This window comes from Mesorhizobium sp. M7A.F.Ca.CA.001.04.2.1, assembly GCF_003998485.1.
GTDB classification, from domain to species: domain Bacteria; phylum Pseudomonadota; class Alphaproteobacteria; order Rhizobiales; family Rhizobiaceae; genus Mesorhizobium; species Mesorhizobium ciceri.
Window position 1 is genome coordinate 130,169 of sequence record NZ_RZQT01000001.1, and the last position, 14,240, is coordinate 144,408.

The window sequence follows — 14,240 nt, forward strand, 5'->3', positions numbered from 1 at the left end:
CGAGTCCTCGCCTCGACATCAGACGACAGGAATCAACCGGCAAAGACCCGCTTGGGCTTGAACATGCCTTGCTCAATGGCACCGATGGCGACCAGCTTGCCGCGCGCCGTGGCGCAGGCTTCTTCGGCTTCCACCGGTGCGTCGCGGCCGCGGATGATGACCGGGTTGCCGAGGCGGATCTTGGTTGCCGCGTCATCGCTGATGGCGATCTGCGGCAGGCAATCGAGGGCAGCCGATGTGTCGACCAGAAGCGCATCGATGGCGTCGAAGTCGATTGACGCTTCCACCTTGTCGGCAGCCTCTGCCTTGTCAGCGGCTTCTGTCGTGTCCGAGCTGTCGACCTCCTCCACACCGAAACGGGCGGCTTCCAGTTCGGCGATGGTGACGAAGTCTTCCGAGGTGAACGGCTCGACCTCGACCCGGCGCAATTCGGAGATGTGACCGAAGCAGCCGATGTCGCGGCCCATGTCGCGGGCCAGCGAGCGCACATAGGTGCCCTTGCCGCACTCGACCTCGAAAACAGTATGGTCGGCGCCATGCTCGACAACGTCCAGACGGCCGATCTCGATCTCTCGCGCGGGTATGTCGACCGTCGCGCCGTCGCGGGCCAGATCATAGGCGCGCTCGCCTGCGATCTTGATCGCCGAGAATTGCGGCGGCGTCTGCATGATGACGCCGGTGTATTTCGGCAGCAGGGCGAGCACTTGGGCTTCCGACGGACGCAGGTCGGATTCTTTCGTCACCGGACCTTCGAGGTCATCGGTCGAACGCTCCTGTCCCCAGGCAACGGTGAAGCGATAGATTTTGGCGCCGTCCTGCACGTAAGGCACGGTCTTGGTCGCCTCGCCAAGCGCGATCGGCAGCATGCCGGACGCCAGCGGGTCGAGCGTGCCTGCATGGCCGGCCTTTTCCGCCTGGAACAGCCATTTGATCTTGGAGACGGCTTCGGTCGAGCCCATGCCGACCGGCTTGTCCAGGATCAGCCAGCCCGAGATCGGCCGGCCCTTCTTCTTGCCGCGACGCGCCACTATTCGGTGTCCTTGTTGTCGTCTTTGTCCTGGTCTGCGTTTTCCTGGTCCTCAGGACCCAGATCGCGCGCCACTTCCGGCGATTTCAAGAGGTCGTTGATCCTGGCAAAATTGTCGAAGGAGGTGTCGAGCTTGAAGCGGAACTCCGGCATGAACTTCATCTGCCGCAGCGCGCCGGAGACACGGCCACGGACGAATTTCGCATGCTTGTTCAGCGCCTCGACCACCGCATCGGCATCTTTGGCGCCGAGCGGCGAGACGAAAGCGGTAGCGACCTTCAAATCGGGCGACATGCGCACTTCCGAGACCGACACCACGGTGTTCTCGATCAGCGGATCGATGATCTCGCCGCGCTGCAGGGTTTCGGATAGCGCATGGCGCACCTGTTCGGCGACGCGCAGCATGCGCTGGGATGGGCTGGATGCGGTTGGACGGGGCATTTTTCTCAATCCTGAAAGCGTGAGGCGCGGGATGGAACCGTGCCGCATGTCTCATATGGGCATTCTCAATAGACTTGGGGCGGCGGCCTTTCGACCACCGCCCGGTATGGACAAGTCACTCGAACTCAGAGTGTCCGGGTCACCATCTCGACGCGGAAGCACTCGATGACGTCGCCGACGCGCATGTCCTCGTAGTTCTGGAAGGCCATGCCGCACTCCTGGCCGCCGGGGACTTCCGAAACTTCGTCCTTGAAGCGCTTCAGCGTCTTCAGCGTGCCTTCGTGGATGACGACGTTGTCGCGGATCAGGCGCACGCCCGCACCACGCTCGACCTTGCCTTCGGTGACACGGCAGCCGGCGATCTTGCCGACCTTGGTGATGTCGAAGATTTCGAGGATCTGCGCATTGCCGATGAAGGTCTCGCGACGTTCCGGCGACAGCAGGCCCGACAGAGCCGCCTTCACGTCATCCACAAGGTTGTAGATGATCGAGTAGTAGCGGATCTCGATGCCAGCCGCCGCAGCAGCGGCACGTGCCTGGACGTTGGCGCGGACGTTGAAGCCGATGATCGCGGCACCCGAAGTCTCGGCCAGCGACACGTCGCTTTCGGTGATGGCGCCGGCACCGGCATGGACGATGCGTGCACGAACCTCGTCGGTGCCGAGCTTATCGAGTGCGGCATTGATCGCCTCGATCGAGCCCTGCACGTCGCCCTTGATGACCAACGGGAATTCCTTCAGCCCGCTTGTCTGCAATTGCGACATCATCTGCTCGAGCGAACCGCGCTGGCCGGCATGCTTGGCAACCGCCTTCTCGCGCGCCAGACGCTGGCGGTATTCGGTGATCTCGCGGGCACGGGCCTCGTTGTTGACCACGGCGAAGCGATCGCCGGCCTGCGGGGTGCCCTGCAAGCCAAGCACTTCCACCGGCATCGCCGGCGGCGCTTCCTTGATCTGCACGCCACGATCGTTGACCAGCGCACGCACCCGGCCCCATTCATTGCCGGCAACGAGGATGTCGCCCGGCATCAGCGTGCCGGTCTGCACCAGCACGGTGGCAACGGGACCACGGCCCTTGTCGAGCTGGGCCTCGATGACGACGCCTTCGGCGGTACGGTCCGGATTGGCTTTCAGGTCGAGAATTTCGGCCTGCAGCAGGATCGCCTCAAGCAGTTTGTCGAGATTGGTGCCCTTGGTCGCCGATACTTCGACGTCCAGAACTTCACCGCCCATGGATTCGACGAAAACCTCGTGGCGCAGCAGTTCGGAGCGCACCTTCTGCGGATCGGCATCATGCTTGTCGATCTTGTTGATCGCCACGATGATCGGAACGCCGGCCGCCTTGGCATGGCTGATCGATTCGATCGTCTGCGGCATGACGCTGTCATCGGCCGCAACCACCAGGATGGCAATATCGGTCGCCTGGGCGCCACGAGCACGCATCGCCGTGAAGGCGGCGTGGCCGGGCGTGTCGATGAAGGTGATCTTGTGACCATTCTTCTCGACCTGGTAGGCGCCGATATGCTGGGTGATGCCGCCGGCTTCGCCGGAGACGACATTGGCGTTGCGGATCGCGTCGAGCAGCGAGGTCTTGCCATGATCGACGTGACCCATGATCGTCACGACCGGCGGACGCGAAACCAGGTCCTCGGCATTGTCGGCGATGTTGAACAGGCCTTCCTCGATGTCGGACTCGGCGACGCGGCGGACCGTGTGGCCGAATTCGGTGGCGACCAGCTCGGCCGTGTCGGCGTCGATGACGTCGCCCGGCTTCAGGATCTGGCCCTGCTTCATGAAGAACTTGACCAGGTCGACCGCGCGCTCGGACATGCGTTGCGCCAGTTCCTGGATGGTGATGGTCTCTGGCAGGATCACTTCGCGCATGACTTTCTCGCGCGGCTCATTGTGCATCGCGCGCTTGAATTTTTCCTGGCGGCGACGCATCGACGACAGCGAACGGGCTCGCGCATCTTCGTCGGACAATGCCGAATTCAGCGTCAGCTTGCCACGGCGGCGATCTTCCTCGCTCTTGGTCGGCTTGGCCGGACGCGCCACTTCAGGCGTGACCGGACGGCGCACCGGTGCGCCGGCGCCAACCCGCTTCGGCTTGGCCACTTCCTCGTCATCGACTGTTGCCAGTTCGGCAGCCAATGGCGCGCGGCGACGCGCCTCTTCCTCGGCCCGACGGCGGGATTCGGCCTCGGTCTGCAACCGTGCTTCTTCCTCGGCCTGGCGGCGCGCGGATTCATCGCGTTCGCGCTTGCGGCGCTCTTCGTCCTCGGCGCGACGCTTGGCATCCTCGGCGGCGCGCTGGCGGTCCTCGACCTCGCGAACCTTCGAGCCTTCGAGCGCCCTGCGGCGTGCTTCCATTTCACTGCGCGACAGTTCGTTCAGCACCATACCGCTGCGCTCGACCGGGGCCGGGGGCGGCGGGGGTGGCGGCGCCTTCGGTGCTTCCGGCACGACGACGGGGGCGGCCACGACCGCCGGCTTCGGTGTGAAGACGGGGGCGGCAACAGGCTCCGGCTTGTCGCCGGGCATCGAGAACTTGCGCTTCTTGGTTTCGACGACGACCTGCTTGGTGCGGCCGTGCGAGAAGTTCTGGCGCACAGTGCCCTGTTCCATACCGGGGCGCTTCAGCGTCAAGGTCTTCTTCGGCGTCACACTCAGCGTATTGTCGTCACCCGATTTCGTATCGCTCATTCCATATCCTCTGCGGCATCATCTTCGTCAGCAACAGCCGCAAGCATTGCCAGATCGTCCGGGGAACCGCCCCGATACCGGTCGAGCGCAACCATGCGCTTCTGGACCGCCCTGCCCGCGTCTCCCGCGAGAACGGCAGCATGTATCACATTTGTACCCCCCAATGCCAAGCTCAACTCGGCCTCGGAGAAAAGTTTGTAGGCAAGGATAGCGGGCCCACCGAGATGGACCGTCGCCCGTCGCGCCTGGCTGATCTTGCGCACGCCGTCATCGGACGCCTCGGAAGCATGCAGCACGAAAAGCGCCAATCCGCCGCGCACCGCGCTCTCGACCTTGGTAGCACCAAGCGAAATTGCGCCTGCCTTGCGGGCAAGACCAAGCATGCCCAGAGCGTGCCTGGAAAGCAGCCCGTCGACCATGCCGCCAAGATCGGGCGGCACGACCACCTGTGCCTTGAAGGCGCGGGCAAAGAGGTTCTTCGCCGCAGCCTTGTCGATATGTAGGCGGTCGGCGCTCACCCAGCAACCGCGGCCGGGCAGATTTCTCTTGATGTCGGGAACGACGGCCGAATCCGGGCCGACGACGAACCGGATCAGATCATCCGGTTCGGCTTGTTTGCGCGTAACGATGCAGGTGCGATCGTTCATCTCGTCCAAGGGCGGGTTCGGTGCGATGCGGTTTCACCTCACGCACCAACGGCTTCGTCAGCCGAGACTTCTTCGGCTGCAAGCTCGTCTTCGGTGATCCAGCCGGCCTTGAGGCGGGCGGCCAGAACCATCTGTTCGGCGTCTGCGCGGGTCACGCCATGATTGGCCAGCACGCCCGGATAGACTTTTGTCTCGCCGTCCTTGCGTTCCTTCCAGCCGGTCAGGTCGTCGGCGGCATAGCCGGCGAAATCCTCGATCGTCTTCACGCCGTCCTCGCCAAGCGTCACCATCATGGCGGTGGTGACGCCGGGGATTTCGCGCAATTCGTCCGAAACGCCGAGCGCCTTGCGCTTGTCGTCGTGCTCGGCCTCGATCTTCTCCAGATATTCGCGGGCGCGGGTCTGGATCTCCGAAGCGGTGTCCTCGTCGAAACCATCGATAGAGGCGATCTCGCCGGAATCGACATAAGCGACTTCCTCAACGCTGGTGAAGCCTTCGGAGGCCAGCACCTGGCCGACCATCTCGTCGACGTCGAGGGCTTCCATGAACAGCGACGAACGCTCGACGAATTCCTTCTGGCGGCGCTCGGATTCTTCGGCTTCGGTCAGGATATCGATATCCCAGCCGGTCAGCTGCGAAGCCAGACGCACGTTCTGGCCGCGGCGACCGATGGCCAGCGACAGCTGGTCGTCGGGAACCACGACTTCGATGCGTTCGGCATCCTCGTCGAGCACGACCTTGGCGACTTCCGCCGGCTGCAGCGCATTGACGATGAAGGACGCCGCAGAAGGCGACCACGGAATGATGTCGATCTTCTCACCCTGCAATTCGCCGACGACGGCCTGGACGCGGCTGCCGCGCATGCCGACGCAGGCGCCGACCGGATCGATCGAAGAGTCCCGCGAGATGACGGCGATCTTGGCGCGCGAACCTGGGTCGCGGGCGACCGACTTGATCTCGATGATGCCGTCATAGATTTCCGGCACTTCCATGGTGAACAGCTTGGCCATGAACTGCGGATGGGTGCGCGACAGGAAAATCTGCGGGCCGCGCTGCTCGCGGCGCACATCGTAGACATAGGCGCGGACGCGATCGCCATATTTGTAGTTCTCGCGCGGGATCAACTCATCGCGACGGATGATCGCTTCGCCGCGGCCGAGATCGACGATGACATTGCCGTATTCGACGCGCTTGACGGTACCGTTGACGATCTCGCCGATGCGGTCCTTGTACTCGTCATACTGGCGGTCGCGTTCGGCCTCGCGGACCTTCTGGACGATGACCTGCTTGGCCGACTGGGCGGCGATGCGGCCGAAATCCATGGGCGGCAGCTGTTCGGCGATGAAGTCGCCGAGCTGGGCGTCGGGATTGCGCTCGCGAGCCGAGGAAATGGCGATCTGCGTGGCATAGTCATCGACCTTCTCGACCACTTCCATCAGCCGCTGCAGCTTCATCTCACCGGTGTTCGGGTTGATGTCAGCGCGGATGTTGGTCTCCTGACCGTAACGCGAGCGCGCCGCCTTCTGGATCGCATCGGCCATGGCGGCGATGACGATCGACTTGTCGATCGACTTTTCACGCGCGACCGCGTCGGCGATCTGCAGCAATTCAAGTCTGTTGGCGCTTACAACCATCGTTTTTCTCCCGAGCTTGTTTGCCGGACCTTTGCGCCCGGCAGCTCAATCATAGTTCCTGTTCGTGTTCTTCCGTGGCGTCCGCTTCCGCACCCGACTCGTCGTCGTCCGGTTCGCCACGGCGCTTCTTGGCTTCCTTGCGCGCCCTGTTGTCCTTCGACAGGGCATCGCGGATGAGATCGTCGGTCAGGATCAGGCGCACATCGGCAATCGCGTCATAGGGGACGCGCACCGTCGGCTCCTCGCCATAGGCTGCCTTGTCGCGCTCGATCAGCACATCGTCTTCGCCGGCTTCGGCGATCTTGCCCTTGAAGCGCTTGCGGTCGGCGACGACGATCGATGTTTCCATTTTCACCAGATGACCCGTCCAGGTCGTGAAATCCGATTTGCGGACCAGCGGCCGGTCGATGCCGGGCGACGAGACTTCAAGATGGTAGGCCTTTTCGATCGGATCATCGACATCGAGCGCCGGCGACACCGCGCGGCTGACCTCTTCGCAATCCTCGACGGTCATGGTGCCGTCCTCGCGTTCGGCCATGATCTGCAGCGTCAGCCCGTTCTGGCCCGACAGATGCACCCGCACGAGACGGAAGCCGATGCCGCGCAGAACCGGCTGGACGATCAGCGCGATGCGCGCATCGATGCCGCTTTCGCGGATGATGCGATCGTCGCCCTCGCTTGCCGTTGCAGTCATTGAAGCCCTGTCGTTCTCTACCAAGTTATCGGCAGGTAATAAAAAAGAGCGGGACCGGGTGGACCCACTCTTCGTCATACCGACCAAGAATTTGAGGCTGATATAGACGATCGCGGCCTGTGTTTCAAGCCCGCTATGCTGGTCGGGCAACGCTGCCATCGAGGTGGCCCCCGCCAGCGTTGCATGGAGCGCATGGCGCCCATGCGGCGGCCCCCATGGGATCGGCGCTGAAACGCACCTACTTACGCTGCGCTGCACAAAGGTGGCCGTGCGCCACACGTGCGCGAAAGGACATGATCATGAGCAATCGCAAGATATTTTCTGCAATAGGCGACTTCTTCACCGTATTCGGCAGCGCCGTGGCCGCTTCACGGGCCGTGGAAGCCGGTCGCAGGCCGCGCGCCGACGACCTGCGCAACCTCGGCGTCGAGCCTGCCGCCTTCGATCGCATCGGCCGCCGCTTCTAGCTTTGACGCAATTCCGGACGGAAAACCGTTTCACACTTTTCCTGGAATTGCTCTAAGACCGCGAGCTTATTTCCGAATGAAGGTAAGATAGGCGGGCCGCCGGCCCTCACGAATGGCCTTGGCCTCGTAACGGGTGCCCGGCCAACCATCATAGGGCCGGTGCCAGTCCGCCGCCTCGCAAGCCTGCCATGCGAACGCGCCATGCGCGCGGCAATGCAGCAAGGTCCAGTTGACATAAGTGTCGATGTCGGAGGCGAAGCGGAATTTTGAACCAGGCTTCAGCACGCGCGCGAACCGCTCGAGATTGACCGGGCTTACGAAACGTCGCTTCCAGTGTTTCTTCTTCGGCCAGGGGTCGGGATAGAGCAGATCGAGGCCGCCGAGCGAGGCCTGCGGCAGCCAGTCGAGCAGCCTTGTGGCGTCGTCGTCATAAACCCGCAGATTGGCGAGCGGTTTCTCGCGCACCGCCATCATCATCTTGGCCATGCCGTTGACGAAGGGCTCGACGCCGATAAAGCCGATCGAAGGCGCCTCGGTCGCGCGGTGCAGGAGATGTTCGCCACCGCCGAAGCCAATCTCGAGGCGAACCGCGCTGACATCGGTCTGAAACAGAGTTTGCAGATCGGCCGGCGGCTCGGCCGCCAGATCGAGCCGATATACACCGAAGCCGCTTTCCAGCGCGGCCGCCTGTTGCGGACGCATGGTCTTGCCGCGCCGGCGACCGAAAAAGGCTTCGGTCGCGCGGCTTGGTCTGTCCTTCGGATCCATGGCGGGACTTCGCGGCGCCGCTGTCAGGCGGCGACCGCGTCCTTGAGCGCCTTGGCGAGATCGGTCTTTTCCCAGGAGAAAGACCCATCACGGCCGGCCTTGCGGCCGAAATGGCCGTAGGACGACGTCTTGGCGTAGATCGGTTTGTTGAGATCGAGGTGACGGCGGATGCCCGACGGCGACAGATCCATCACCGTGCGCAGCGCGTCCTCGAGCTTTGCCTCGTCGACCTTGCCGGTGCCATGCAAGTCGACATAGACCGACAGCGGCTGGGCGACGCCGATGGCGTAGGAAAGCTGGATGGTGCAGCGGTCGGCGAGTTTCGCCGCCACCACGTTCTTGGCCAGGTAGCGCGCCGCATAGGCTGCCGAACGATCCACCTTGGTGGTGTCCTTGCCGGAGAAAGCGCCGCCGCCATGGGGTGCGGCACCACCGTAGGTGTCGACGATGATCTTGCGGCCGGTCAGGCCGGCGTCGCCGTCCGGCCCGCCGATGACGAACTTGCCGGTCGGATTGATGTACCACATGCAATCGTCGGCGATCTTGAGGTCGCCCAGCGCCTCGCGGATATAGGGTTCGACGACCTTGCGGACCTTCTTTGAATCCCAGCTCGCATCGAGATGCTGCGTGGACAGCACGATCTGCGTCGCCTCGGCGGCCTTGCCATCGACATAGCGAACGGTGACCTGGCTCTTGGCATCCGGCCCGAGCCTGCCGGCTTCACCGCTGCCTTCGTGACGGGCAGCAGCCAGCAGTTCGAGGATCTTGTGGCTGTAGTAGATCGGCGCCGGCATCAAATCCGGCGTCTCGCGGCAGGCATAACCGAACATGATGCCCTGGTCGCCGGCACCCTCTTCGCCCTGACGGTCGGCAGCGTTGTCGACGCCCTGGCCGATGTCAGGCGACTGGCCGTGCAGCAGAACCTCGATCTTCGCCGTTTTCCAGTGGAAGCCGGCCTGCTCGTAGCCGATTTCGCGGATCGCCTTGCGGGCGACCGATTTGAACTTGGCCGGATTGACGACCGGATGGCCGGCGGCATCCTTGAGGATGTTGCCTGCCTTGTCCTTCTTCAGCAGCGTTTCCGGGACGCGCACTTCGCCGGCGATGACGACACGGTTGGTGGTGGCCAGCGTCTCGCAGGCGACACGGACTTTCCACGGGTCCATGCCGGTCTTCTTGGCTTCGCGATAGACCAGATCGACGATCTCGTCGGAAATCCGGTCACAGACTTTGTCAGGATGGCCCTCGGCAACGGATTCCGAGGTAAAGAAGTAGTTCTGCCGCGTCACGGGTGTCCCCTCTTGAAAAACGATCGGCAGGCTGCCGATTTTGGCGCGCCACGTGTTAGCGGGGCGAAGCGCCGCTCGTCAAGCGGTGCTTCGGCTCTGGCATGAATGTCGATGCCGTTATCTTGTGCCACCGGCGGCGGGGCGCCGCCGGTCCTGGCGTGATTGAGGATCAGTCGGGATCGTCGGCGGAGAGGGACTTGACCAGGTCTATGATCCTGCGGCGCACCTTGGCGTCGGCGATCTTGACAAAGGCCCGGTTGAGCTGAAGGCCTTCAGGGCTGCCGCAGAATTCGACAGCGAAAGCCATCGAAGCGTCCTCGGCAAATCCCCGGCCCGCCACAGGCTCCTGGCCGGGCGCATCCTCAAAAAAGAAAGCGACAGGCACGCCGAGTATGGACGCGATCGCCTGCAGACGGCTGGCGCCGACGCGGTTGGTACCCTTTTCATATTTCTGAATCTGTTGAAATGTGATGCCGAGGTTTTCTCCCAGCTTTTCCTGGCTCATTCCAAGCATGTTGCGGCGAAGCCGAATGCGACTGCCAACATGGATGTCGATCGGATTCGGTTTCTTCTTGTTATCTTCTGTCATTTTTTCCTCGCCGAATTTTTTCGGCTTTCTCTATTTTTTTCCTGCCCAAACAAAGCCGGAGGCAACTGCCCCAACAGAACGATCCACCGGCTTCGAGAAATTTTCAGGCACTTACAGTATGAGTTTCTAATGTGTTGGCTGTCAATTCACCCGTAGCCTTTGCCTTACGTTCAACAGCGCTGCCCCAACGGCAAACAGCAACATGATCAGCATTCCGTTAATGCGCCGTTGGCCGGGAGATATGAGCGCCTGTCCGGAAATCGGTATGTGGGCATCGATGGCGCCGCGCGCGTCGATAGCAAGCGCATCGACGATGCGCCCGCGCGGATCGACGACGGCCGAGATGCCGTTGTTGGCGGCACGCACCAATGGCAATCCATTTTCCACCGCACGGATCTGGGCCTGCCTGAAATGCTGATACGGACCCGGCGTGTCGCCGAACCACGCATCATTGGTAACGTTCACAATAAGCTGCGCTGACGCAGCGTCAACTGCCACAAGATCGGGAAAGATCACCTCATAACAGATAAATGGCAGCGCACGGATGCCGTCGGGCAGCGTAATGGCGTGCCGCTCATTGCCGGCCGCGAAACTCATCGGCCCGGCAACCAGTTGCTCGATGCCGAAACGCTGGAGCAGATCGGCGAAAGGCAGGTATTCGCCGAACGGCACCAGCTGAACCTTGTCGACGGCGTCGGTGATTTCACCCTTGTCGTCGATCGCCACCACGGAGTTGTAGTAGCGGCTGTCGGCATTTGCGGCCGAGCCGCCTTCCTCGCGGACGACGCCGGCAATCAGCATCTGGCCGGGTCCGAGCATATCCCCCAGCGCCGTCAATGCGTCCGGACGCTCGGTGAAGAGGAACGGCACCGAGGTTTCGGGCCACAGGATCAGTTGCGGCTTTTGATGGCCTGGATCCGGCGCCTTGCCCGAGAGCCCCATCAGGACCGCGAAGATGCGGTCGCGCACCGAGGCATCCCATTTTTCCGACAGGTCCACCGCCGGCTGGACAATGCGGACATCCAGGCTGCGTGAAGCTGGCGGTTCGGGAGCGGCAAGCCTGATATAGCCGAAGCCGACATGGGCAGCGACGAGCACGACAAACAGTGCCGCGCCGAGGCGCAGGTGCCGACGTGCCGCCAGCAGTGCCGGCAGTGCGAAGACGAACACCGCGAGCGCGTTCATGCCGATCATGCCCGTCACCGAGACGCTCTGCATCAGCAGCGGCACGGGCATGGCCGCGTAGCCGACGGCATTCCAGGGAAAACCGGTGAACAGGAAATCGCGCAGCCATTCCGCCAGGCCGAAGCCGAAGGCAAGGGCGGCGATGCGGCCAATGTCGTTGCTCCACAGCAGCCGGGCAACGATTGCCGCAAAGCCATAGAAAAAGGCGAGCATGAAAGGAATGCCGACCACCGCGAAGGGAAGCGCCCAGGCAAAGCTGTCGGCCTCGACCAGCAGCGCCGAGCCGATCCACCAGAGGCCGGCGAGGAAATAGCCGAAACCGAACCACCAACCGACGGCGAAAGCCGGCCGCAGACGCCGGAACAGACTGCCTGAAGCTTCGCCGGTGGCGCCGTCGAGCAGCCAGACCAGCAGCGGGAACGAGACGAAACAGGCGGCGAAGAAGTCGTAAGGCGCCTGCCCAAGCACCGCGAGGGCGCCGGCGAGAAACGCCACGAGCGCACGCCGCCAACCCCAAAGCAGAATTATCCGGCCGGTGAGGCGCTCCATGCATACTTCCGAGTCGCGAATCAGGACACAAGATTTAACAGGCTGCGCTCCGCGCTCCAAACGGCGGATGGGCTGGCTGAGATGCACAGCTCCGGCCCTGCCTACCGGTGCCAACCCTCGATTTGAACGCCCCCCAGCCGCTCGGCCTCCTCGCGCTGAACCGAACGGATGGTCTGCGTGAAGGTCCAGACATGGCCCTCGGGGTCGCGTGCACGATACTGGCGCTCACCGTAGAACTGATCCGCCGGCTCCTGGATTATATCAGCGTCGAGCGCCCGCGCCTGCTCGCAATGCGCATCCAGGCCACCCTTCAGCCTGACATAGATCGACTGCGTGTTCTTGCCCAAGATCGAAACCGGGCTGGCGACGTAATCGCTCCATTCGGAATCGACGATGATGTAGCTGTCGCCGAACCGCATCTCTGCATGGATGAGCTTTCCCTCGGCATCGCTGACCACCATGCTGCGCTCGAAGCCAAAAGCCGCCTCGAGCCAGTCCAGCGCGGCACGAGGATCCTTGTAGAAAACACCAGAGCCCAGACTTGGATGCTTGAACGGGTCGTCGATAGTCATCGTGCGAGCGAAACGCTCACGCCTGTTCGGTGCGCGCCGTGGCACGCCGGCGACGCTCACCCTTCTGGCTCTGCACGATGCGCACGCGCTTGACGCGGCGCGGATCAGCGTCGAGGACGTGAAATTCGAAACCGGGTATGGCCTGCACCACCTCGCCGCGGGCCGGAACACGGCCAAGCGTGTTGAAAATCATGCCGCCAATGGTGTCGACATATTCGCCATGTTCACCGGCGGCGAAATCCCCGCCGATCATCTTGGCGACGTCGTCGATCTCGGCCTTGCCATCGACGATGAACACGCCGTCGCCGCTCTGGGTGATCATCGGCTCGTCGTCGTCATGCTCGTCCTCGATGTCGCCGACCACCATCTCGACGATGTCTTCCAGCGAGGCAAGGCCGTCGGTGCCGCCATATTCATCGATGACCAGCGCCATTTGCGTGCGCGTCGTCTGCATGCGAGCCATCAGGTCGGAGGCGAGCATCGACGGCGGCACGAACAGCACCGGGCGGATCAGATTGAGGTCGCCAATGGTGCGTGCGAGATCGACCTGGGCGAGATCGAGAACCGTGGCGACGGGTGTTTTCCTGGTCGAGCGGCCCTTCTTGACGCGCGCGATCTTGGTGATGTGGGCCAGCACATCACGGATATGGACCATGCCGCGCGGATCATCGAGGGTCTCTGAATAGACCGGCATGCGGGAATGGCCGGATTGCTCGAAGGTGCCCAGCAGATCGCCGAGCGTCGTCGTGATTTCGACCCCTTGAATGTCGGCGCGCGGCACCATGACGTCCTCGACGCGCACTTCGCGCAGCCGCAGGATGTTGTTGAGCATGGCGCGTTCGCCGGGCGAGAAGGCGCCGGCATCGCTCGTTGTCTCGGCAAGCGCGCCGGCGATTTCCTCCCGCAGGCTGGTTCCGTTGCGTTGCCTGAACAGGCCAAGAACGCGGTCGAACAGGGAGGGACCGGCAGGCGATGTCTCGCTGGCAGCGCTGCCGATGCCGGCAGCAGCAGAGGTACTGCTAGCACCAGAGGTAACGGTACTCGGACTTGATCCCTCTTCCGACGTATCGGAAGCCTTGGTTGCACTGCCGGCGTCGGGGCGGGCGGCAGTCTCTGGTTTGTCGTTCATCGTCGTCCGGTCAATTGGTCAGATGTAGTTACGCGTAGGGGTCGGGAATGGCAAGCCTTGCAAGCGCCGCGCGTTCGACGGCTTCCATCGCCTCGGCCTCGGCCTCGGTCTCGTGATCGTAGCCCAGCAGATGCAGCAGGCCGTGGATGACGAGATGGGTGATATGGTTCTCGACAGGCTTGTCTTCCAGTACCGCTTCATGGGCGACCGTTTCGGCGGCCAGCACGATGTCGCCCAGCATCGGCGGCAACGGACCGCCCTGCGCAAACGGAAAAGCCGGGAAAGACAAGACGTTGGTCGGTTTGTCCTTGCCGCGCCAGCCGGCGTTGAGAACCTGGATATGGGCGTCGTCGGAAAAAACGAGACTGAGTTCGGAACGGCCCGCCACGCCGGTTTCGGCAAAAGCCGCCTTAACGGCCCGATCGACCAGCCGCGTCAGGCTTGCCTCGTCGGGCCAGTTGCCCGCCTCAACCGCTATGTCGATGTCGACGGGAATATTCCCGTCGCCGGATATTATGTCCTCAGGCATGAAGCCGCATCGCCAACA

Annotated in this window: 14 protein-coding genes; 1 reads left to right on the plus strand and 13 read right to left on the minus strand. The window is 62.9% G+C overall.

The window, feature by feature from the left end; all coding sequences use genetic code 11:
• Nucleotides 1-32 precede the first annotated feature (32 nt).
• From truB to rimP, 6 genes are all read right to left on the minus strand, one after another.
• A complete protein-coding gene (gene truB / locus EN955_RS00595; RefSeq protein ID WP_024503465.1) occupies nucleotides 33-1,028 on the minus strand; it encodes a tRNA pseudouridine(55) synthase TruB in 996 nt (331 codons plus the stop codon).
• Nucleotides 1,028-1,468, minus strand: coding sequence for a 30S ribosome-binding factor RbfA (gene rbfA, locus EN955_RS00600; protein ID WP_024503464.1), 441 nt, complete (start codon nucleotides 1,466-1,468; stop codon nucleotides 1,028-1,030). Before rbfA ends, truB begins: the two co-directional genes overlap by 1 nt.
• A 125-nt stretch (nucleotides 1,469-1,593) precedes the next feature.
• On the minus strand, nucleotides 1,594-4,170 hold the full coding sequence (infB, locus tag EN955_RS00605) for a translation initiation factor IF-2 (protein ID WP_013527894.1): 2,577 nt from the start codon (nucleotides 4,168-4,170) through the stop codon (nucleotides 1,594-1,596).
• Entirely contained in the window at nucleotides 4,167-4,817 is a 651-nt protein-coding gene (locus EN955_RS00610; RefSeq protein ID WP_024503463.1) for an RNA-binding protein, read from the minus strand. The genes infB and EN955_RS00610 overlap by 4 nt, the downstream gene beginning before the upstream one ends.
• Before the next feature lie 38 nt (nucleotides 4,818-4,855).
• Nucleotides 4,856-6,451, minus strand: a complete 1,596-nt coding sequence (gene nusA, locus EN955_RS00615; RefSeq protein ID WP_013527896.1) for a transcription termination factor NusA — start codon at nucleotides 6,449-6,451, stop codon at nucleotides 4,856-4,858.
• Between the two features lie 49 nt (nucleotides 6,452-6,500).
• Complete coding sequence (rimP, locus tag EN955_RS00620) at nucleotides 6,501-7,145, minus strand: ribosome maturation factor RimP (protein ID WP_013527897.1); 645 nt, start codon at nucleotides 7,143-7,145, stop codon at nucleotides 6,501-6,503.
• Between the two features lie 299 nt (nucleotides 7,146-7,444).
• Here rimP and EN955_RS00625 point away from each other — a divergent pair, with 299 nt between their 5' ends.
• The gene (locus tag EN955_RS00625) at nucleotides 7,445-7,612 is read left to right on the plus strand and encodes a hypothetical protein (RefSeq protein ID WP_013527898.1); all 168 of its coding nucleotides are present in this window, start codon (nucleotides 7,445-7,447) and stop codon (nucleotides 7,610-7,612) included.
• Nucleotides 7,613-7,678: 66 nt separating this feature from the next.
• Here the strand turns inward: EN955_RS00625 and EN955_RS00630 are convergent, their stop codons facing one another.
• From EN955_RS00630 to ybeY, 7 genes are all read right to left on the minus strand, one after another.
• Nucleotides 7,679-8,380 (minus strand): tRNA (guanosine(46)-N(7))-methyltransferase TrmB, encoded by a 702-nt coding sequence (locus tag EN955_RS00630; RefSeq protein ID WP_024503462.1) that lies wholly within the window; start codon nucleotides 8,378-8,380, stop codon nucleotides 7,679-7,681.
• A gap of 23 nt (nucleotides 8,381-8,403) precedes the next feature.
• Entirely contained in the window at nucleotides 8,404-9,669 is a 1,266-nt protein-coding gene (metK, locus tag EN955_RS00635) for a methionine adenosyltransferase (protein ID WP_024503461.1), read from the minus strand.
• A gap of 169 nt (nucleotides 9,670-9,838) precedes the next feature.
• On the minus strand, nucleotides 9,839-10,258 hold the full coding sequence (locus tag EN955_RS00640; RefSeq protein ID WP_013527901.1) for a helix-turn-helix domain-containing protein: 420 nt from the start codon (nucleotides 10,256-10,258) through the stop codon (nucleotides 9,839-9,841).
• Between the two features lie 141 nt (nucleotides 10,259-10,399).
• On the minus strand, nucleotides 10,400-11,992 hold the full coding sequence (lnt, locus tag EN955_RS00645) for an apolipoprotein N-acyltransferase (RefSeq protein ID WP_024503460.1): 1,593 nt from the start codon (nucleotides 11,990-11,992) through the stop codon (nucleotides 10,400-10,402).
• Nucleotides 11,993-12,093: 101 nt separating this feature from the next.
• A complete protein-coding gene (locus EN955_RS00650) occupies nucleotides 12,094-12,564 on the minus strand; it encodes a VOC family protein (RefSeq protein WP_032899245.1) in 471 nt (156 codons plus the stop codon).
• A gap of 16 nt (nucleotides 12,565-12,580) precedes the next feature.
• Complete coding sequence (locus EN955_RS00655) at nucleotides 12,581-13,693, minus strand: hemolysin family protein (protein WP_024503458.1); 1,113 nt, start codon at nucleotides 13,691-13,693, stop codon at nucleotides 12,581-12,583.
• A gap of 28 nt (nucleotides 13,694-13,721) precedes the next feature.
• Nucleotides 13,722-14,222 (minus strand): rRNA maturation RNase YbeY, encoded by a 501-nt coding sequence (ybeY, locus tag EN955_RS00660; protein ID WP_013527905.1) that lies wholly within the window; start codon nucleotides 14,220-14,222, stop codon nucleotides 13,722-13,724.
• Nucleotides 14,223-14,240 lie beyond the last annotated feature (18 nt).